The following is a 20,887-nucleotide window of genomic DNA, read 5'->3' on the forward strand; positions in this document are numbered from 1 at the left end:
GAATTTTTACAGCATGCGACAAGCCTCGTGTGTTGCTGGTATGGCCGGGAATGCTCCTGCTTTTCGCGCCGCAAGTACCACAAGAAACAAAGACCAGGATCGTTGAATTGACGTGAGTTGGGTCCGGGCCTGTATTGGGGCTCAACGAGTTTGGCGATCCTCAGGAGGGGTTTGTCGAACGTCCTCAAGAGTGCAGAAGACTTATGGCAAAGCGTGACTATTACGAAGTGTTGGGTGTTGAGCGCGGCTCAAGCGATGCGGACCTGAAGAAGGCTTACCGTCGTCTGGCGATGAAGCACCACCCGGACCGTAATCCCGATGACAAAGCGTCGGAAGAAATGTTCAAAGAGGCCAATGAGGCCTATGAAGTACTGTCCGATTCCAGCAAGCGCGCGGCCTACGACCAGTATGGTCATGCCGGCGTCGACCCGAGCATGGGTGGCGGTGGCGCCGGTTTCGGTGGTCAGAACTTCTCTGACATCTTCGGTGATGTCTTCAGTGATTTCTTCGGTGGCGGTCGCGGCGGTTCCCGTGGCGGCGCTCAGCGTGGCAGCGACTTGCGCTACACCCTTGAGCTGAATCTGGAAGAAGCGGTGCGCGGCACGTCGGTGAATATCCGCGTTCCGACACTGGTCAACTGCAAGCCGTGCGACGGTTCGGGTGCCAAGAAGGGCTCCTCGCCATCGACGTGCCCGACCTGTGGTGGCATCGGTCAGGTGCGCATGCAGCAGGGCTTCTTCTCGGTGCAGCAGACCTGCCCGCGCTGCCATGGCCAAGGCAAGATCATTTCCGATCCGTGCGACTCCTGCCACGGTGACGGCCGCGTTGAAGAGTACAAAACCCTGTCGGTCAAAGTGCCGGCTGGCGTCGATACCGGCGACCGCATTCGTCTGTCCGGTGAAGGTGAGGCGGGTACTCAGGGTGGTCCGACGGGCGACCTGTACGTGGTCATCAATGTTCGTGAGCACGATATCTTCCAGCGCGATGGTAAGCATCTGTTCTGCGAAGTGCCGATCAGCTTCGTCGACGCAGCGCTGGGCGGCGAGCTGGAAATTCCGACTCTCGACGGTCGTGTCAAACTGAAAATCCCTGAAGGCACCCAGACCGGCAAGCAGTTCCGCGTGCGCGGTAAAGGCGTGGCGCCGGTGCGTGGTGGTGGCGCGGGCGACTTGATGTGCCGTGTGGCGGTCGAGACTCCGGTGAACCTGAACCGTCGTCAGCGCGAACTGCTGGAAGAATTCCGCAGCTCGCTGGCCGACGACAATAGCCACTCGCCGAAAACCACCGGTTGGTTCGACGGTGTGAAGCGCTTCTTCGGCGATCTGTAAGGAGTCGGCATGCGACGTATAGCTGTGATGGGCGCTGCTGGGCGCATGGGTAAGATTCTGGTCGAGGCCGTGCAGCAGCGCGCGCCCTTGACTGGTTTGACCGCCGCTGTGGTTCGTCCTGGCAGCACGCTGATCGGCGTCGATGCCGGTGAGCTGGCTTCGCTGGGTCGTATCGGTGTGCCGTTGTCCGGGCATGTCGAAGCTGTGGCTGAAGAGTTCGATGTATTGATCGACTTCACCCTGCCGGAAGTGATGCTGAAAAACCTCGCGTTCTGCCGCAAGGCCGGCAAGGCTATGGTCATCGGCACCACCGGGCTGGACGCGGCGCAGAAGCAGTTGCTGGTCGAGGCGGGCAAGGATATTCCGATCGTGTTCGCGGCCAACTTCAGTGTCGGCGTCAATCTGTCGCTGAAACTGCTGGATATGGCGGCGCGCGTGCTGGGTAATGAAGCGGACATCGAAATCATCGAAGCCCATCACCGGCACAAGATCGATGCGCCGTCGGGGACGGCGTTGCGCATGGGTGAAGTGATCGCCAGTGCGCTGGATCGTGATTTGCAGAAAGTCGCGGTCTACGGTCGTGAAGGTCACACCGGCGCCCGCGAGCGCGAAACCATCGGCTTCGCCACTGTGCGCGGTGGTGATGTGGTAGGTGATCACACCGTGCTGTTCGCCTGCGAAGGTGAGCGTCTGGAGATCACGCACAAGGCGTCGAGCCGCATGACGTTCGCCAAGGGTGCGGTACGTGCTGCGCTGTGGCTGGATGGTCGCGAGCCAGGTCTGTACGACATGCAAGACGTGCTCGACCTGCGCTGATTCATTGCTGAACCCGGCGCAAACGCCCTGTTTGCGCCGGTTTTCTCCGCTTGGCGACGTCCTGTCGCATTCTCCGGCCTTTTAGGCTCTTTAGCGGTGGACCAAAAAAGCCTTTTTCTGTAAGCTACAGCTTTAGTGTGTCCACTAAAAGCGCGCAGAATAATTCAGTGAAGAAGCGGGGTGACGTGTCCATACGTCACTCCGCTTTTTTACAACCTGCGATCGCCCTTTCATGCGTTATTTACGGGAGGTCTTCTTGACTAAGCCAGCCATACTTGCCCTTGCTGATGGCAGCATTTTTCGCGGCGAAGCCATTGGTGCCGACGGTCAAACCGTTGGTGAGGTGGTGTTCAACACCGCAATGACCGGCTATCAGGAAATCCTTACCGATCCTTCCTACGCCCAACAGATCGTTACCCTGACTTACCCGCACATCGGCAACACCGGCACCACGCCGGAAGACGCCGAGTCCGACCGCGTCTGGTCCGCTGGCCTGGTCATCCGTGACCTGCCGCTGGTAGCGAGCAACTGGCGTAACACGATGTCCCTGTCCGACTACCTGAAAGCCAACAACGTTGTGGCAATCGCCGGTATCGACACCCGTCGCCTGACCCGCATCCTGCGTGAAAAAGGCGCTCAGAACGGCTGCATCATGGCCGGCGACAACATCTCCGAAGAAGCGGCCATCGCCGCTGCGCAAGGCTTCCCGGGCCTGAAGGGCATGGATCTGGCGAAAGTCGTCAGCACCAAGGCCCAATACGAATGGCGCTCGACTGTCTGGGATCTGAAGACCGACAGCCACGCGACCATCGACGCTTCCGAACTGCCTTACCACGTGGTTGCCTACGACTACGGCGTCAAGGTCAACATCCTGCGCATGCTGGTCGAGCGCGGCTGCCGCGTCACCGTTGTACCCGCACAGACTCCAGCTGCTGATGTGCTGGCACTGAAGCCGGACGGCGTGTTCCTGTCCAACGGCCCGGGTGATCCGGAGCCATGCGACTACGCGATCAAGGCGATCAAGGAAGTCCTGGAAACCGAAATTCCGGTCTTCGGTATTTGCCTGGGTCACCAACTGCTCGCTCTGGCTTCCGGCGCCAAGACTCTGAAAATGGGCCACGGCCACCACGGTGCCAACCACCCGGTGCAGGATCTGGACACTGGCGTTGTGATGATCACCAGCCAGAACCACGGTTTCGCGGTAGACGAAGAAACCCTGCCAGCCAACGTGCGCGCGATCCACAAATCGCTGTTCGATGGCACCCTGCAAGGCATCGAGCGCACCGACAAGAGCGCGTTCAGCTTCCAGGGTCACCCTGAAGCGAGCCCGGGCCCGAACGACGTTGCGCCACTGTTCGACCGCTTCATCAACGAGATGGCCAAGCGACGCTAAGCGTTCGCCTTGAGACTATAGAGAGAAGCCCCTCGAGGGCGGCCCCGGCACCGGCGGCCCCTTCGAGACTTCAGAAATCGATCAAGACGGCTTGCCGACTGACCTGCGGATTTGAGTGACAAACCCATGCCAAAACGTACAGACATTAAAAGCATCCTGATTCTCGGCGCTGGCCCGATCGTTATCGGTCAGGCCTGCGAATTCGACTACTCCGGCGCCCAGGCCTGCAAAGCCCTGCGCGAAGAGGGTTACCGCGTCATCCTGGTGAACTCCAACCCGGCCACCATCATGACCGACCCGGACATGGCCGACGCCACCTACATCGAGCCGATCAAGTGGCAGACCGTTGCCAAGATCATCGAAAAAGAGCGTCCGGACGCGGTGCTGCCAACCATGGGCGGCCAGACTGCTCTGAACTGCGCCCTGGACCTGGAGCGCGAAGGCGTTCTGGAGAAGTTCGGCGTAGAAATGATCGGTGCCAACGCCGACACCATCGACAAGGCTGAAGACCGTTCGCGTTTCGACAAGGCGATGAAATCCATCGGCCTGGCGTGCCCGCGTTCCGGTATCGCCCACAGCATGGAAGAAGCCAACGCGGTTCTCGAAACCCTGGGCTTCCCGTGCATCATCCGTCCGTCCTTCACCATGGGCGGCACCGGTGGCGGTATCGCTTACAACCGTGAAGAGTTCGAAGAAATCTGCGCCCGTGGTCTGGATCTGTCGCCGACCAAAGAGCTGCTGATCGACGAATCGCTGATCGGCTGGAAAGAATATGAAATGGAAGTTGTCCGCGACAAAAAGGACAACTGCATCATCGTCTGCTCGATCGAAAACTTCGACCCGATGGGCGTGCACACCGGTGACTCGATCACCGTGGCTCCAGCACAAACCCTGACCGACAAGGAATACCAGATCCTGCGTAACGCCTCGCTGGCAGTACTGCGCGAGATCGGCGTCGAGACTGGCGGCTCCAACGTTCAATTCGGTATCTGCCCGGACACTGGCCGTATGGTCGTGATCGAAATGAACCCGCGTGTATCGCGTTCCTCGGCCCTGGCTTCGAAAGCCACCGGTTTCCCGATCGCCAAAGTCGCGGCCAAACTGGCTGTGGGCTACACCCTCGACGAACTGTCGAACGACATCACCGGCGGCAAGACCCCGGCGTCCTTCGAGCCGTCGATCGACTACGTTGTGACCAAGCTGCCACGTTTCGCTTTCGAGAAGTTCGCCAAGGCTGACGCGCGCCTGACCACTCAGATGAAGTCGGTGGGTGAAGTCATGGCCATCGGCCGTACTTTCCAGGAATCCCTGCAGAAAGCTCTGCGCGGTCTGGAAGTGGGTGTTTGCGGTCTGGACGAGAAGCTCGACCTGAGCAACCCGGAAAGCATGAGCGTGCTCAAGCGTGAGCTGACCGTGCCGGGCGCCGAGCGCATCTGGTATGTGGCAGACGCTTTCCGCGCCGGCATGACTGTCGAAGAAATCTTCGCCATGAACATGATCGATCCTTGGTTCCTCGTGCAGATCGAAGATCTGATCAAGGACGAAGAAAAGGTCAAGACCCTCGGTCTGTCCGCGATCGACCGCGACGTGATGTACAAACTCAAGCGCAAAGGCTTCTCCGATCAGCGTCTGGCCAAGTTGCTGGGTGTGACCGAGAAGAACCTGCGGACTCACCGTCACAAGCTGGAAGTGTTCCCGGTTTACAAGCGCGTTGACACCTGCGCCGCCGAGTTCGCCACCGACACCGCTTACCTCTACTCGACTTACGAGGAAGAGTGCGAAGCCGCGCCGTCGGGCCGCGACAAGATCATGATTCTGGGCGGTGGTCCGAACCGTATCGGCCAGGGCATCGAGTTCGACTATTGCTGCGTTCACGCTGCCCTCGCTCTGCGCGAAGACGGCTACGAAACCATCATGGTCAACTGCAACCCGGAAACTGTTTCCACTGACTACGACACCTCCGATCGTCTGTACTTCGAATCGGTAACGCTAGAAGACGTGCTGGAAATCTGCCGCGTCGAGAAGCCGAAAGGCGTGATCGTCCAGTACGGCGGCCAGACTCCGCTGAAACTGGCGCGTGCTCTGGAAGCGGCTGGCGTGCCAATCATCGGCACCAGCCCTGACGCGATCGACCGCGCTGAAGACCGTGAGCGCTTCCAGCAAATGGTTGAGCGTCTGAACCTGCGTCAGCCACCAAACGCCACCGTGCGCAGCGAAGACGAAGCGATTCGTGCCGCCAGCAAGATCGGTTACCCGCTGGTGGTGCGCCCATCCTATGTATTGGGTGGTCGCGCGATGGAAATCGTCTACGAAGAAGAAGAACTCAAGCGCTACCTGCGTGACGCGGTGAAAGTGTCCAACGACAGCCCGGTGCTGCTCGACCACTTCCTCAACTGCGCCATCGAAATGGACGTGGATGCGGTCTGCGACGGTAAAGACGTCGTCATCGGCGCGATCATGCAGCACATCGAACAGGCTGGCGTTCACTCCGGTGACTCCGCATGCTCCCTGCCGCCTTACTCGCTGCCGGCGCATATCCAGGACGAGATGCGCGAACAGGTCAAGAAAATGGCTCTGGAATTGGGCGTTGTCGGCCTGATGAACGTGCAGCTGGCTTTGCAGGGCGAAGATATCTACGTCATCGAAGTCAACCCGCGCGCTTCGCGTACCGTACCGTTCGTGTCGAAGTGCATCGGTGTCTCCCTGGCGATGATCGCTGCGCGCGTGATGGCCGGTAAGACGCTGAAAGAAATCGGCTTCACCAAGGAAATCATTCCGAACTTCTACAGCGTGAAAGAGGCGGTGTTCCCGTTCGCCAAATTCCCTGGCGTTGACCCGATCCTCGGCCCAGAGATGAAGTCGACCGGTGAAGTGATGGGCGTCGGCGACACCTTCGGTGAAGCATTCGCCAAAGCCCAAATGGGCGCCAGCGAAGTGCTGCCGACCGGCGGTACTGCATTCATCAGCGTGCGCGATGATGACAAGCCTCTGGTTGCAGGCGTGGCCCGTGATCTGATCAACTTGGGCTTCGAAGTGGTTGCCACTGCCGGCACTGCCAAGCTGATCGAAGCGGCAGGCCTGAAAGTACGCCGTGTGAACAAGGTGACCGAGGGTCGTCCGCACGTGGTCGACATGATCAAGAATGACGAAGTCACGCTGATCATCAACACCACCGAAGGTCGTCAGTCGATCGCTGATTCGTACTCCATTCGTCGTAATGCCTTGCAGCACAAGATTTACTGCACCACCACCATTGCTGCTGGCGAAGCTATCTGTGAAGCGCTGAAGTTCGGTCCGGAAAAAACCGTGCGCCGCTTGCAGGATCTACACGCAGGATTGAAGGCATGATCAAATACCCAATGACCGTCCAGGGCGCTAAAGCCCTGGAAGAAGAACACGTTCACCTGACCAAGGTCGTCCGTCCGAAGCTCAGCCAGGACATCGGTACGGCCCGCGAGTTGGGTGACTTGAAAGAAAACGCGGAATACCATGCCGCCCGCGAACAGCAAGGCATGGTCGAGGCACGGATTCGTGACATCGAAGGCCGGATTCAGAATCAGGTCATCATCGACGTCACGACCATTCCTCACACCGGCAAGGTGATTTTCGGCACCACCGTCGAAATCGCCAACGTCGAGACCGATGAAAGCGTCACTTACCACATCGTGGGTGAGGATGAGGCTGACTTCAAACTCGGCAAGATTTCGGTTGGCTCGCCTTTGGCCCGTGCCTTGATCGGCAAGGAAGAAGGCGATGTGGTCGCCGTGAAAACGCCAAGTGGCGTGATCGAGTACGAGATTGTCGAAGTCCGTCACATCTGAAAAAGGGCGCCCGCTGCATGCGGGCGCCATGCTTTGGCAGCTGACCCAGATGCTTTGGGTCGGCGGTCTTTGGCTGATTCATCTCGGTTTGCAGCCGGCGCTGGGCAAGATTGGCCTGGCCCCGTTGCTGGTCGATGAAGTAGCCAGTGCATTTGAAGTGCTGGTGGTGGGGTTTTCCGCCGCATGCGTTATCTTTCAGGCTTTGGTGCTGGTACAGGTCGAGGGCCTTGCCAGTCTATGGCGAGATTTTCGCGGTCAGGTGCTGCTGATGGCGTTGTATGCGTGTGCGATGTTTGTCGCAGTGCGTGTCGGCTGGCCGGATGCGCAGCGCTGGCAGGTATTCAGTTATCTGGTTCTGGGGTTTTCCGGGCTGGTGCTGGTGATGCAGCCGGTGCCGGGATGGAGTGGCAGGGTGCGCCAGGCACACCCGTGACCCTTGTCATCACTTGAAGCGATGAACGTTCGACAGCTGCTTGTTGGCGCTGAAATTCTTGCGGTAAACCAGTGCCATCTTGCCGATGACCTGTACCAGGTCCGCTTTGCCGACCTTGCACAGTTCTGCGATGTGCGCCAGGCGCGACTCGCGATCAAGGATATTGAGCTTGATCTTGATCAGCTCGTGATCCGCCAAAGCGCGTTCAAGTTCGGCTAACACGCCTTCAGTCAAACCGTTGTCAGCCACCGTCAAAACGGGTTTCAGGTGGTGGCCAATGGATTTGTACTGTTTCTTCTGCTCTGGAGTGAGCGGCATAATCTGACCCTTTCGTCTGGATTCTGTAAAATGGCGGCCATTTTACCCGAGGGCTCGTGGATCCGCCCAATTAATCACGACTCTTATTATCGAGGTGCCCAATGGCGCGTTCCAAGACAAGCCTTGGTTGGCTGAAACGACATGTCAACGATCCCTATGTGAAGCAAGCGCAGAAGGATGGCTACCGCTCGCGTGCGAGTTACAAACTTCTGGAAGTCCAGGAGAAATACAAGCTGATCCGTCCCGGCATGAGTGTTGTCGACCTGGGTGCGGCACCTGGTGGCTGGTCGCAGGTCACCAGTCGTCTGATCGGCGGTCAGGGGCGTTTGATCGCCTCGGACATTCTGGAAATGGACAGCATCCCTGACGTGACCTTTATTCAGGGTGACTTCACCGAGGACGCAGTGCTCGCTCAGATTCTTGAAGCCGTGGGTAATTCGCAGGTGGACCTTGTGATTTCCGATATGGCCCCCAATATGAGTGGTACGCCCGAAGTGGATATGCCGAAGGCCATGTTCCTTTGCGAGCTGGCGCTTGATCTGGCGGAGCGGATACTCAAGCCGGGTGGCAATTTTGTGATCAAGATTTTTCAGGGCGAAGGATTTGATGTTTACCTGAAGGACGCTCGCAAAAAGTTCGACAAGATCCAGATGATCAAGCCGGACTCCTCTCGTGGCAGCTCTCGCGAGCAATACATGCTGGCTTGGGGTTATCGCGGGCGTAGTGAGTAAAACGAGGTTTTTGTGCGGGGTGATAGGTTTTTAGTATTTCGCCCGGCCAGCATTAACGAATATTGTGTAGAAAGTGTTTCACAAAGGGTTACAGACGGCGCCTGCCAGAGCCGTAGGTAATGTAGTAAGTTAGGCCGGTGAATATCATGCGAAGCGCGCGCCAGTAGCGGAGCTTGCTTCAGAGGGTAGTTAATTGAACGATATGGCAAAGAATCTGATCCTGTGGTTGATCATCGCGGCTGTCCTGGTGACGGTGATGAACAACTTCTCCAGCCCTAACGAGCCGCAGACCCTCAACTATTCCGACTTCATCCAGCAGGTCAAGGATGGCAAGGTCGAGCGCGTAGCGGTTGATGGCTATGTAATCACCGGCAAACGCAATGATGGCGACAGCTTCAAGACCATTCGTCCGGCAATTCAGGACAATGGCCTGATCGGCGATCTGGTCGACAATCACGTTGTGGTTGAAGGCAAGCAGCCTGAGCAGCAAAGCATCTGGACCCAGTTGCTGGTAGCGAGCTTCCCGATCCTGGTGATCATCGCGGTGTTCATGTTCTTCATGCGCCAGATGCAGGGCGGTGCCGGTGGCAAGGGCGGGCCGATGAGCTTTGGCAAGAGCAAGGCACGCCTGCTCTCCGAAGATCAGGTGAAAACCACATTGGCTGACGTTGCCGGTTGCGACGAAGCCAAGGAAGAAGTCGGCGAGCTGGTTGAATTCCTCCGTGATCCGGGCAAGTTCCAGCGCCTGGGCGGTCGTATTCCGCGCGGCGTACTGATGGTCGGCCCTCCGGGTACCGGTAAAACCTTGCTGGCCAAGGCGATTGCCGGCGAAGCCAAGGTTCCGTTCTTCACCATCTCCGGTTCCGACTTCGTTGAAATGTTCGTCGGTGTTGGTGCCAGCCGTGTCCGCGACATGTTCGAGCAGGCGAAGAAGCACGCACCTTGCATCATCTTCATCGACGAAATCGACGCCGTCGGTCGCCATCGTGGCGCCGGCATGGGTGGTGGTCACGATGAGCGCGAGCAGACTCTCAACCAGTTGCTGGTCGAGATGGACGGCTTCGAGATGAACGACGGCATCATTGTTATCGCTGCAACCAACCGTCCTGACGTGCTCGACCCGGCTTTGCTGCGTCCAGGCCGTTTCGACCGTCAGGTTGTCGTCGGTCTGCCGGATATCCGTGGTCGCGAACAGATTCTCAAGGTTCACATGCGCAAAGTGCCAATGGGTGACGACGTCGCTCCGGCCGTAATCGCACGTGGTACTCCGGGCTTCTCTGGTGCCGACCTGGCTAACCTGGTGAACGAAGCGTCGCTGTTCGCAGCACGCAGTGGCAAACGCATCGTTGAGATGAAAGAGTTCGAACTGGCCAAAGACAAGATCATGATGGGCGCCGAGCGCAAATCGATGGTCATGTCCGAGAAAGAAAAGCAGAACACTGCTTATCACGAAGCTGGCCACGCCATTGTTGGTCGCGTCGTGCCTGAGCATGATCCGGTGTACAAAGTGTCGATCATCCCGCGCGGTCGTGCGTTGGGTGTGACGATGTTCCTGCCGGAAGAAGATCGCTACAGCCTGTCCAAGCGCGCGTTGATCAGCCAGATCTGCTCGCTGTACGGCGGCCGTATCGCTGAAGAGATGACCCTGGGCTTCGATGGTGTGACCACCGGCGCATCCAACGACATCATGCGTGCGAGTCAGATTGCGCGGAACATGGTGACCAAGTGGGGTCTGTCGGAAAAACTCGGTCCGTTGATGTACGCCGAAGAAGAGGGTGAAGTATTCCTCGGTCGCGGCGGTGGCGGTCAGGCTGCCAGCTTCTCCGGTGAGACAGCCAAGCTGATCGACTCCGAAGTGCGCAGTATCATTGATCAGTGCTACGGCACCGCCAAGCAGATTCTCACGGACAACCGTGACAAGCTCGATGCCATGGCTGATGCACTGATGAAGTACGAAACGATCGATGCTGAACAGATCGACGACATCATGGCAGGTCGTACACCTCGCGAACCTCGTGACTGGTCGGGTGGTACGGGCACGCCTCCACCTCCAGTGGTTCGGGATGAGCGTCCGGAAACACCGATCGGCGGTCCGGCTGCTGACGTTTAAGGTTTGAAATGACTTCTGTACAGTCCCTGACCCGGTTGCCTTGCGGCAACCGGGTTCTTGATTTGGCCCGGACGCATGTCATGGGCATTCTCAATGTCACCCCTGATTCTTTCTCCGATGGCGGCCAATACAGTCAGCTGGATGCGGCCCTGCGCCATGCAGAGGCGATGGTTGCAGCGGGTGCGACGCTGATTGATGTTGGTGGCGAGTCCACCCGACCTGGCGCGCGAGCGGTTTCTCCGCTCGAAGAGCTTGAGCGCGTGGCGCCGATAGTCGAGCTGATCAATCGCGAACTTGATGTGATCATCTCGGTGGACACCTCCACGCCTGCGGTGATGCGTGAAACCGCGCGACTGGGTGCCGGGTTGATCAATGATGTGCGATCGCTACAGCGCGATGGTGCGCTGGATGCAGCGGCGGCGACAGGGTTGCCGGTGTGTCTGATGCATATGCTCGGTGAGCCAGGCGATATGCAGGACAATCCGCATTATCAGGATGTTACTCGCGAGGTTGGAGAGTTTCTCGCGGAGCGGATGTCGGTGTGTGCGTCGGCGGGTATTCCTGCCGAGCGGATCATTCTTGATCCGGGTTTCGGTTTCGCCAAAACCTTGCAGCACAATCTAAGCTTGTTCAAGCACATGGAAGCCCTGCATGCGCTGGGCAGGCCCTTGCTGGTTGGTGTTTCCCGAAAGAGCATGATCGGCCATGCCTTGAATCGTCCTGTTGGCGAGCGCCTGCACGGCGGTTTGGCACTGGCGGCGCTGGCGTCGGTGAAGGGTGCGCGTATATTGCGCGTCCATGATGTTGCGGAAACGGTAGACGTGGTGCGGATGATCGCGGCCGTGCAATCAGCCGAATAAGAATGATGGAGCACTTATGAGCAAGAAATACTTTGGTACTGATGGCATTCGTGGTCGCGTCGGTGAATACCCGATTACTCCTGACTTCATGCTCAAACTCGGCTGGGCTGCCGGCATGGCGTTCCGCAAGATGGGCGCCTGCAAGGTGCTGGTCGGCAAGGACACGCGAATTTCCGGTTATATGTTCGAGTCGGCACTTGAGGCTGGTCTGACATCGGCCGGTGCCGATGTGATGCTGCTGGGGCCTATGCCGACGCCGGCCATCGCTTACCTGTCGCGAACGTTCCAGGCTGAGGCCGGTATCGTGATCAGTGCTTCGCACAATCCGCACGACGATAACGGCATCAAATTTTTCTCCGGTAAAGGCACCAAGCTGCCGGATGAGCTGGAACTGATGATCGAGGAGCTGCTCGATACCCCGATGACTGTGGTCGAATCAAGCAAGATCGGCAAAGTGTCGCGGATCAACGATGCGTCAGGTCGTTATATCGAGTTTTGCAAAAGCAGCGTGCCAACGGGCACCAGTTTCTCTGGCCTCAAGATCGTTATCGACTGTGCACATGGCGCGACCTACAAGGTAGCTCCGAGTGTCTTCCGGGAGCTGGGTGCGGAAGTTATCGTGCTGTCAGCCCAGCCTAACGGTCTGAACATCAACGAGAACTGTGGCTCGACCCATATGGGGCAGCTGCAGGCTGCGGTGCTGGCTGAGCATGCCGATTTGGGTATCGCTTTTGATGGCGACGGCGATCGGGTTTTGATGGTTGACCATACCGGTGCCATTGTTGATGGTGATGAACTGCTGTTCATTATTGCTCGCGATCTGCATGAGCGCGGGAAATTACAGGGCGGCGTGGTTGGCACCTTGATGAGTAATCTGGGGCTTGAGCTCGCGCTTGCAGAGCTTTCGATTCCATTTATTCGTGCCAACGTTGGCGACCGTTACGTAATCGCCGAGTTGCTTGAGCGCAACTGGCTGGTCGGTGGTGAGAATTCGGGGCATATCGTTTGCTTCAATCACACCACGACCGGTGATGCGATCATCGCGGCCTTGCAAGTGCTGATGGCCTTGAAGACCCGTAATGAAGGTTTGGCGCAAACGCGTCAGGCATTGCGCAAGTGTCCTCAGGTTCTGATCAATGTGCGTTTTGGTGGTGGCGAAAGCCCGCTGGAACACCCGGCTGTCAAGGAAGCCAGTGCGCGTGTCACCCAGGCAATGGCGGGTCGTGGTCGCGTGCTTTTGCGCAAGTCCGGCACAGAGCCTTTGGTGCGTGTGATGGTCGAGGGCGAGGACGAAACCCAGGTTCGCGGTTATGCCGAAGAACTGGCAAAACTGGTAACTGAAGTTTCTGCCTGATACGGCTTGCAAGCCATGATTGTGTTGGGTAACATCTGCGCCCACTTTGACCGACGAGGTACAGCATGCGTCGCCCTATGGTAGCTGGTAACTGGAAGATGCACGGTACCCGCGCCAGCGTCGCTGAGCTGATCAACGGCCTTCGTCATCTGGCCTTGCCAAGCGGTGTTGATGTCGCGGTATTCCCGCCTTGCTTGTATATCAATCAAGTGATTGATGGCTTGAAAGGTAAATCGATTTCGGTCGGTGCGCAGAATTCTGCGGTGGAATCCATGCAAGGTGCATTGACCGGTGAAATTGCACCGAGTCAGTTGGTGGATGCAGGTTGTTCCCTTGTGCTTGTCGGGCACTCCGAACGCCGCCAGATTATGGGCGAGCGAGACGGGATGCTGAATCGCAAGTTCGCAGCTGCGCAGGCATGTGGCTTGATTCCGGTGTTGTGTATAGGGGAAACCCTGGAGCAGCGCGAAGCCGGGAAGACTCTTGAGGTTGTCGGGCGTCAGCTGGGCAGCATCATCGAGGAGCTGGGTGTCGGTGCTTTTGCCAAGGCAGTCATTGCTTACGAGCCGGTCTGGGCTATTGGTACCGGACTGACTGCGACGCCGCAGCAAGCTCAGGATGTGCATAAAGCCATTCGCGAGCAGCTGGCGGCAGAGAATTCTGAAGTCGCACGAGGTGTGCGGCTTCTATACGGCGGCAGCGTGAAGGCGGCCAATGCGGTCGAACTGTTCGGCATGCCGGATATCGATGGGGGGCTCATTGGTGGAGCTTCCCTGAATGCAGATGAGTTCGGTGCGATCTGTCGCGCCGCGGGAAACTGAAAAAATGCTGGAAACAGTCGTAGTCGTTTTTCATCTGCTGGGTGCATTGGGCGTAGTAGCTCTGGTTTTGCTGCAGCAGGGTAAGGGTGCGGACGCTGGCGCGTCTTTCGGAGCAGGTGCTTCAAATACTGTGTTCGGAAGCCAAGGTTCCTCTACCTTTCTTAGTAAGTTTACTGCTATACTTGCCGCCGGTTTCTTCATAACCAGCTTGGGGTTAGGTTACTTTGCTAAAGAGAAGGCTCACCAGCTGACTCAGGCAGGTCTCCCAAATCCAGCAGTGTTGGAAGTACCTAAGCAACAACAACCGGCTTCTGATGATGTCCCGGTGCTTCAAGAGCAAAAGTCGGCTACTCCAGCGACTGACGTACCTCCAGCTCAAGAGCAGAAGTAAGAAGGGTTTCAAACGTAGTTTTGCCGAGGTGGTGGAATTGGTAGACACGCAACCTTGAGGTGGTTGTGCCCATAGGGTGTAGGGGTTCGAGTCCCCTTCTCGGTACCAATTAGTCAGGAGAGCCCGCTGTTGCGGGCTTTCTTGCAGGTGGAAGGTTACATTGACCCTATAAGGGATCGGTCGTATACTTCCGCCCCAGCTTTGTCGCGGGGTGGAGCAGTCTGGTAGCTCGTCGGGCTCATAACCCGAAGGTCGTCGGTTCAAATCCGGCCCCCGCAACCAGTTTAAGGAGCCCCTTTTAAGGGGCTTTTTGTTAGCTGGACACTTTCAACGCCGCTGTTCGACGGCGTTTCAAGGATGGGCGTTTCGCCCATTTTTTTATTTTGCAAAGCATGCACATATCATGCACTAGGGGGTTCAGGTGTCGAGCAAGCTAGAAGAGTTGCAGGCCTTGCTGGCCCCGGTGGTCGTGGCCCTGGGCTATGAATGCTGGGGTATCGAGTTTTCGGCTCAGGGTCGTCACTCGATGTTGCGCGTTTATATCGATAAAGAGGGTGGCGTGCTGGTGGACGATTGCGCCATTGTCAGCCGTCAGATCAGTGGTGTCCTGGATGTTGAAGATCCAATCAGCGTTGAATACACCCTCGAAGTTTCCTCGCCTGGCATGGAGCGCCCACTGTTCACTCTTGAGCAGTTTGCAAAGTTTGCCGGTGAACAAGTGAAGATCAAGCTGCGCTCGCCTTTCGAAGGGCGACGCAACTTTCAGGGCCTTCTGCGCGGTGTAGAAGAACAGGATGTCGTGGTGCAGGTAGATGACCATGAGTTCCTGTTGCCGATCGATATGATCGACAAGGCCAACATTATTCCCAGTTTTGACTGAGACGCGGATCCCGCGGATCCAATGGCTTGCGAAAGGCGAGGCGTACGATGAGCAAAGAAGTACTGCTGGTTGTTGAGTCGGTATCCAATGAAAAGGGCGTACCGGCAAGCGTAATTTTTGAAGCGCTGGAGCTGGCTCTGGCCACTGCTACCAAAAAGCGTTTTGAAGACGAAGTTGACCTGCGTGTGGAAATTAACCGCCACACCGGGGCATACGAAACCTTCCGTCGCTGGACGGTCGTCGAAGAGAATGATCTCGATGATCCGGCCATCGAAACCTGGCCAAGCAAGGTTGCCGAAACGCATCCTGGTGCCAAGGTTGGCGACGTTGTCGAAGAAAAGATCGAATCCATCGAATTCGGCCGCATCGCTGCACAGACTGCCAAGCAGGTCATCGTGCAGAAAGTGCGTGAAGCCGAGCGCGCTCAAGTGGTCGACGCCTATCGCGAGCGCCTGGGAGAAATCATCTCCGGCACCGTGAAAAAAGTCACCCGCGACAACGTGATCGTCGATCTGGGTAACAACGCTGAAGCGTTGCTGGCCCGTGAAGACATCATTTCGCGTGAAACCTTCCGTGTCGGCGTGCGTCTGCGTGCGCTGCTCAAGGAAATCCGCACCGAGAACCGTGGGCCGCAGCTGATCCTGTCGCGTACCGCGCCGGAAATGCTGATCGAGCTGTTCCGTATTGAAGTGCCGGAAATTGCCGAAGGCCTGATCGAAGTAATGGCAGCGTCCCGTGATCCGGGTTCGCGCGCCAAGATCGCCGTCCGCTCGAAAGACAAACGCATCGACCCGCAGGGCGCTTGCATCGGTATGCGCGGTTCGCGCGTGCAGGCAGTGTCGGGCGAGTTGGGCGGTGAGCGTGTGGATATCGTCCTGTGGGACGACAACCCGGCTCAGTTCGTAATCAACGCCATGTCCCCGGCTGAGGTTGCGGCAATTATCGTTGACGAAGATGCCCACGCAATGGACATCGCCGTTGGCGCAGACAATCTGGCTCAGGCCATCGGTCGCGGTGGTCAGAACGTGCGTCTGGCCAGCCAGTTGACTGGCTGGACCCTGAACGTGATGACCGAATCGGACATCCAGGCTAAGCAGCAAGCAGAAACCGGTGACATCCTGCGCAACTTCATCGACGAGCTGGAAGTCGACGAAGACCTGGCACAGGTGCTGGTAGATGAAGGCTTCACCAGCCTGGAAGAGATTGCCTACGTACCGTTGGAAGAAATGCTCAACATCGACGGCTTTGACGAAGATACCGTCAACGAGCTTCGCGCTCGTGCCAAGGATCGTTTGTTGACCAAAGCCATCGCTACTGAGGAAAAGCTGGCAGACGCCCATCCGGCCGAAGACCTGCTCTCGCTTGAGGGTATGGACAAGGATTTGGCGATGGAACTGGCGGTGCGCGGCGTAATTACCCGCGAAGACCTGGCCGAGCAGTCTATTGACGACCTGCTCGACATCGACGGCATTGACGATGATCGTGCCGGCAAGTTGATCATGGCCGCCCGAGCCCACTGGTTCGAGTAATTAGGCGCGGCCTGAGGAGAGAAGTGCATGACGCAAGTCACGGTGAAACAACTGGCCGATGAGGTCAAAACACCGGTAGAGCGCCTGTTGCAGCAGATGCGTGAGGCAGGTCTGCCGCACACCGCCGCCGAAGAAAATGTGACTGACAGTGAGAAGCAGTCCCTGCTGACTCACTTGAAAAGCAGCCACAAGGCGAAAGTGGAAGAACCACGCAAGATCACGCTGCAGCGTAAAACCACCAGCACCCTGCGTGTTGCTGGCAGCAAAAGCATCAGCGTTGAAGTCCGCAAGAAGAAAGTTTTCGTACAGCGCAGCCCGGAAGAAATCGAAGCCGAGCGCAAGCGTGAACTGGATGAGCGTCGCGCAGTAGAAAATGCTGCCCGTCAGAAGGCTGAAGAAGAAGCCAAGCAACGCGCCGAAGTAGAAGCGCGTAATCAGCCTGCTGCTGCGCAGACCGCTACCAGCGACGCCGTTGCGGCGCCGGCTGCAGTTGCCGAACCTGTTCGCGAAAGCGCACCGGTGGTTGCCGCTGCTCCAGCTCCGTCTGCTGACGTTCGCAACAAGCAGAACGAACAGCGCCGTCCGGACAAACCACGTGCCGACGACAACAATCGTCGCAGCGGTGGTGGTGATGGCGAGCGCAAAAACGCTCCGCATCGCGCCTCGGTCAAAGAAAAAGCGCCAGCTCCACGTGTGGCGCCACGCACTACCGACGAAGAAAGCGATGGCTTCCGTCGCGGTGGTCGCGGCAAGGCCAAGCTAAAGAAACGCAACGCTCACGGTTTCCAGAGCCCAACCGGCCCTGTCGTGCGTGATGTGCAGATCGGCGAGACCATCACTGTTGGCGATCTCGCCAATCAGATGTCGGTCAAGGCTGCTGAAATCATCAAGTTCATGTTCAAACTGGGTACTCCAGCGACTATCAACCAGGTGCTTGATCAGGAAACTGCTCAACTGGTAGCCGAAGAACTGGGCCACAAAGTGACCCTGGTCAGCGACACTGCCCTGGAAGATTCCCTGGCCGAGTCCCTGAAGTTTGAAGGTGAGTCGTTCTCCCGTGCGCCAGTCGTGACCGTAATGGGCCACGTTGACCACGGTAAAACTTCCCTGCTCGACTACATCCGTCGTGCCAAGGTAGCTGCTGGCGAAGCCGGCGGTATCACCCAGCACATCGGTGCATACCACGTTGAAACCGAACGCGGCATGGTCACCTTCCTCGACACCCCGGGTCACGCCGCGTTTACCGCAATGCGTGCTCGTGGTGCCAAGGCGACCGACATCGTGATTCTGGTGGTTGCAGCGGACGACGGCGTAATGCCGCAGACCATTGAAGCTGTTCAGCACGCTGTAGCGGCTGGCGTTCCACTGGTTGTAGCAGTGAACAAGATCGACAAGCCGGGCGCTGATCTCGATCGCATCCGTAGCGAACTGTCGGTTCACGGCGTGACTTCCGAAGAGTGGGGTGGTGATACGCCGTTCGTTCCGGTTTCGGCGAAAGTCGGTACTGGCGTGGACGAGCTGCTTGAAGCCGTTCTGCTGCAAGCTGAAGTTCTCGAACTGAAAGCAACTCCGTCGGCTCCTGGTCGTGGCGTTGTGGTTGAATCGCGTCTCGACAAAGGTCGTGGCCCGGTGGCAACCGTTCTGGTTCAAGACGGTACCCTGCGCCAAGGCGACATGGTCCTGGTCGGTTCGAACTATGGCCGCGTGCGTGCCATGCTCGACGAGAACGGCAAGCCAATCAAAGAAGCCGGTCCATCCATCCCTGTCGAGATCCTCGGCCTGGACGGCACTCCGGACGCTGGCGACGAGATGAGCGTGGTTGCCGACGAGAAGAAAGCCCGTGAAGTGGCTCTGTTCCGTCAAGGCAAGTTCCGCGAAGTCAAACTGGCTCGCGCTCACGCCGGCAAGCTGGAAAACATCTTCGAAAACATGGGTCAGGCCGAGAAGAAGACGCTCAACATCGTCCTCAAATCCGACGTCCGTGGTTCGCTGGAAGCGTTGAACGGTGCCTTGAATGGCCTGGGCAACGACGAAGTACAAGTGCGTGTAGTTGGCGGCGGCGTTGGTGGTATCACCGAATCCGACGCTAACCTGGCACTGGCTTCCAACGCTGTACTGTTCGGCTTCAACGTGCGTGCCGATGCTGGCGCACGGAAGATCGTCGAGCAGGAAGGTCTGGATATGCGTTACTACAACGTGATCTACGACATCATCGAAGACGTCAAGAAAGCCCTGACCGGCATGCTCGGCAGCGATGTTCGCGAGAACATCCTGGGTGTGGCCGAAGTGCGTGACGTGTTCCGTTCGCCGAAGTTTGGCGCGATCGCTGGCTGCATGGTGATTGAAGGTGTTGTGCACCGTAACCGTCCGATCCGTGTACTGCGTGAAGACATCGTTATCTTCGAAGGCGAGCTGGAATCCCTGCGCCGCTTCAAGGATGACGCTTCCGAAGTACGTGCCGGCATGGAATGCGGTATCGGCGTGAAGAGCTACAACGACGTCAAAGTCGGCGACAAAATCGAAGTCTTCGAGAAGGTCCAGGTTGCTCGCAGCCTCTAACTCGCGCACTTCAGGAGCCGTGATGGTCGGCCGCACTCAACAGTGTGGCGCATCACCCGGACTCTAAACGCAACGCCCGGTCTGGCTTTTGTCAGGCCGGGCGTTTGCCGCTTTCAGACCTGGCGGGTTTCACCGCCGGGCAGTAACAGGTAACAAAATCATGGCAAAAGAATACAGCCGTACCCAACGTATCGGCGATCAGATGCAGCGCGAGCTGGCCCAACTGATCCGTCGCGAAGTCAAGGATCCACGTGTGGGTCTGGTCACCATTACCGCTGTTGAAGTCAGCCGTGACGTCGGTCATGCGAAGATTTTCATCACCGTGATGGGGCAGGACAACGCAGAGGACATCGCGCAAAGCATCAAGGTGCTCAATTCCGCCGCAGGCTTCCTGCGCATGCAATTGGCCCGTGAAATGAAACTGCGCAGCGTGCCGCAACTGCACTTCCACTACGACGAGTCCGTCGTGCGTGGCGCGCACCTGTCGGCGCTGATCGAGCGTGCCGTGGCTGAAGACAATCAGCATCCGGTCGCTGCTGAACCTGAAGACACCAAGGAGTAACTCGGTGGCTCAGGTCAAACGTATCCGTCGTAATGTCAGTGGCATCATCCTGCTCGACAAGCCGTTGGGGTTCACCTCCAACGCCGCGTTGCAGAAGGTTCGCTGGTTGCTCAACGCCGAGAAGGCCGGTCACACCGGCAGCCTCGACCCGCTGGCCACCGGCGTCTTGCCGTTGTGCTTTGGCGAAGCGACCAAGTTCTCGCAGTACCTGCTCGATTCCGACAAGGCTTATGAAACCCTCGCGCAACTGGGCAAGACCACCACCACGGCCGATGCCGAAGGTGAGGTTTTGCAGGAGCGCCCGGTGACCGTTGGTCGCGCCGATGTCGAAGCGGCATTGCCGAAATTTCGTGGGCAAATCAGTCAGATACCGCCGATGTACTCGGCGCTCAAGCGTGATGGCCAGCCGTTGTACAAGTTGGCTCGTGCAGGCGAAGTAGTGGAGCGCGAACCGCGTTCTGTTACTATTGCGCGCTTGGAATTACTGGCCTTCGAAGGCGATACTGCGCGACTTGCGGTGGATTGCAGCAAAGGCACCTATATCCGCACCCTGGTGGAGGATATCGGTGAGCAACTCGGTTGTGGTGCGTACGTCGCGGAATTGCGCCGTACCCAGGCCGGGCCTTTCACCCTGGCGCAGACCGTGACCCTCGAAGAGCTTGAAGCGGTACATGCCGAAGGCGGCAACGAAGCGGTGGATCGCTTCCTGATGCCATCGGACAGCGGCCTGCAGGATTGGCCGTTGCTGCACTTCTCCGAAGCGAGTGCGTTCTACTGGCTCAACGGCCAGCCGGTACGTGCCCCGGATGCTCCGAAGTTCGGCATGGTACGGGTACAGGATCACAGTGGTCGCTTCATCGGTATCGGTGAAGTGAGCGAAGACGGGCGCATTGCACCACGTCGACTGATTCGGTCGGAATGACCGAAACCGGTCTGTGTCAAAGCAGGCTGGCGAGGGTGGCTGTTAACAGGCACGGTCAC

The 20,887-nt window shown here is 57.9% G+C and carries 18 protein-coding genes and 2 tRNA genes; 19 read left to right on the top strand and 1 reads right to left on the bottom strand.

All coding sequences use genetic code 11. The features are described 5' to 3' along the window. Nucleotides 1-203 precede the first annotated feature (203 nt). The 6 genes from dnaJ (at nt 204) to U6037_RS03835 (ending at nt 7,791) form a co-directional block, all read left to right on the top strand. Nucleotides 204-1,328: a molecular chaperone DnaJ gene (gene dnaJ / locus U6037_RS03810; protein ID WP_016986506.1), complete on the top strand. Its 1,125-nt coding sequence runs from the start codon at nt 204-206 to the stop codon at nt 1,326-1,328. Nucleotides 1,329-1,337: 9 nt separating this feature from the next. Next, on the top strand, nt 1,338-2,144 hold the full coding sequence (gene dapB / locus U6037_RS03815; RefSeq protein WP_322845863.1) for a 4-hydroxy-tetrahydrodipicolinate reductase: 807 nt from the start codon (nt 1,338-1,340) through the stop codon (nt 2,142-2,144). Nucleotides 2,145-2,400: 256 nt separating this feature from the next. Continuing rightward, the gene (gene carA, locus U6037_RS03820) at nt 2,401-3,537 is read left to right on the top strand and encodes a glutamine-hydrolyzing carbamoyl-phosphate synthase small subunit (protein ID WP_322845864.1); all 1,137 of its coding nucleotides are present in this window, start codon (nt 2,401-2,403) and stop codon (nt 3,535-3,537) included. A 126-nt stretch (nt 3,538-3,663) separates the two neighbouring features. Beyond that, nucleotides 3,664-6,885 (top strand): carbamoyl-phosphate synthase large subunit, encoded by a 3,222-nt coding sequence (gene carB / locus U6037_RS03825; protein ID WP_242205380.1) that lies wholly within the window; start codon nt 3,664-3,666, stop codon nt 6,883-6,885. After that, on the top strand, nt 6,882-7,358 hold the full coding sequence (gene greA, locus U6037_RS03830) for a transcription elongation factor GreA (protein ID WP_322845865.1): 477 nt from the start codon (nt 6,882-6,884) through the stop codon (nt 7,356-7,358). Before carB ends, greA begins: the two co-directional genes overlap by 4 nt. Before the next feature lie 28 nt (nt 7,359-7,386). After that, nucleotides 7,387-7,791 carry an MFS transporter gene (locus tag U6037_RS03835; RefSeq protein ID WP_322845866.1) on the top strand — a complete coding sequence of 135 codons (405 nt, stop codon included), beginning with the start codon at nt 7,387-7,389 and terminating at the stop codon, nt 7,789-7,791. Between the two features lie 9 nt (nt 7,792-7,800). Here U6037_RS03835 and U6037_RS03840 read toward each other — a convergent pair whose 3' ends face one another. Beyond that, nucleotides 7,801-8,109, bottom strand: coding sequence for a YhbY family RNA-binding protein (locus tag U6037_RS03840; protein ID WP_016771761.1), 309 nt, complete (start codon nt 8,107-8,109; stop codon nt 7,801-7,803). A 101-nt stretch (nt 8,110-8,210) separates the two neighbouring features. Here U6037_RS03840 and rlmE point away from each other — a divergent pair, with 101 nt between their 5' ends. The 13 genes from rlmE to truB all read left to right on the top strand — a co-directional run bounded on the left by rlmE (nt 8,211) and on the right by truB (nt 20,828). Further along, a complete protein-coding gene (rlmE, locus tag U6037_RS03845; RefSeq protein ID WP_008088328.1) occupies nt 8,211-8,840 on the top strand; it encodes a 23S rRNA (uridine(2552)-2'-O)-methyltransferase RlmE in 630 nt (209 codons plus the stop codon). A gap of 202 nt (nt 8,841-9,042) precedes the next feature. Then, nucleotides 9,043-10,950, top strand: a complete 1,908-nt coding sequence (ftsH, locus tag U6037_RS03850; protein ID WP_016986501.1) for an ATP-dependent zinc metalloprotease FtsH — start codon at nt 9,043-9,045, stop codon at nt 10,948-10,950. 8 nt (nt 10,951-10,958) lie between these two features. Then, nucleotides 10,959-11,810 carry a dihydropteroate synthase gene (gene folP, locus U6037_RS03855; RefSeq protein ID WP_322845867.1) on the top strand — a complete coding sequence of 284 codons (852 nt, stop codon included), beginning with the start codon at nt 10,959-10,961 and terminating at the stop codon, nt 11,808-11,810. A gap of 16 nt (nt 11,811-11,826) precedes the next feature. Further along, nucleotides 11,827-13,164, top strand: a complete 1,338-nt coding sequence (gene glmM, locus U6037_RS03860) for a phosphoglucosamine mutase (RefSeq protein ID WP_322845868.1) — start codon at nt 11,827-11,829, stop codon at nt 13,162-13,164. A 65-nt stretch (nt 13,165-13,229) separates the two neighbouring features. Further along, a complete protein-coding gene (tpiA, locus tag U6037_RS03865; protein ID WP_016986498.1) occupies nt 13,230-13,985 on the top strand; it encodes a triose-phosphate isomerase in 756 nt (251 codons plus the stop codon). A gap of 4 nt (nt 13,986-13,989) precedes the next feature. After that, a complete protein-coding gene (gene secG, locus U6037_RS03870) occupies nt 13,990-14,376 on the top strand; it encodes a preprotein translocase subunit SecG (RefSeq protein ID WP_016986497.1) in 387 nt (128 codons plus the stop codon). Between the two features lie 22 nt (nt 14,377-14,398). Further along, a tRNA-Leu gene (locus tag U6037_RS03875) sits at nt 14,399-14,484 on the top strand. 97 nt (nt 14,485-14,581) lie between these two features. Further along, a tRNA-Met gene (locus U6037_RS03880) sits at nt 14,582-14,658 on the top strand. A gap of 139 nt (nt 14,659-14,797) precedes the next feature. After that, nucleotides 14,798-15,256, top strand: coding sequence for a ribosome maturation factor RimP (gene rimP / locus U6037_RS03885; protein ID WP_007915250.1), 459 nt, complete (start codon nt 14,798-14,800; stop codon nt 15,254-15,256). Between the two features lie 47 nt (nt 15,257-15,303). Then, nucleotides 15,304-16,785 (top strand): transcription termination factor NusA, encoded by a 1,482-nt coding sequence (gene nusA, locus U6037_RS03890; protein WP_077571038.1) that lies wholly within the window; start codon nt 15,304-15,306, stop codon nt 16,783-16,785. 27 nt (nt 16,786-16,812) lie between these two features. After that, the gene (gene infB, locus U6037_RS03895; RefSeq protein WP_077571040.1) at nt 16,813-19,344 is read left to right on the top strand and encodes a translation initiation factor IF-2; all 2,532 of its coding nucleotides are present in this window, start codon (nt 16,813-16,815) and stop codon (nt 19,342-19,344) included. A gap of 160 nt (nt 19,345-19,504) precedes the next feature. After that, nucleotides 19,505-19,906, top strand: coding sequence for a 30S ribosome-binding factor RbfA (gene rbfA, locus U6037_RS03900; protein ID WP_008088344.1), 402 nt, complete (start codon nt 19,505-19,507; stop codon nt 19,904-19,906). A gap of 4 nt (nt 19,907-19,910) precedes the next feature. Continuing rightward, complete coding sequence (gene truB, locus U6037_RS03905; RefSeq protein ID WP_322845869.1) at nt 19,911-20,828, top strand: tRNA pseudouridine(55) synthase TruB; 918 nt, start codon at nt 19,911-19,913, stop codon at nt 20,826-20,828. Nucleotides 20,829-20,887: the final 59 nt, after the last annotated feature.

It is taken from the genome of Pseudomonas sp. B33.4, assembly GCF_034555375.1.
GTDB lineage: Bacteria > Pseudomonadota > Gammaproteobacteria > Pseudomonadales > Pseudomonadaceae > Aquipseudomonas.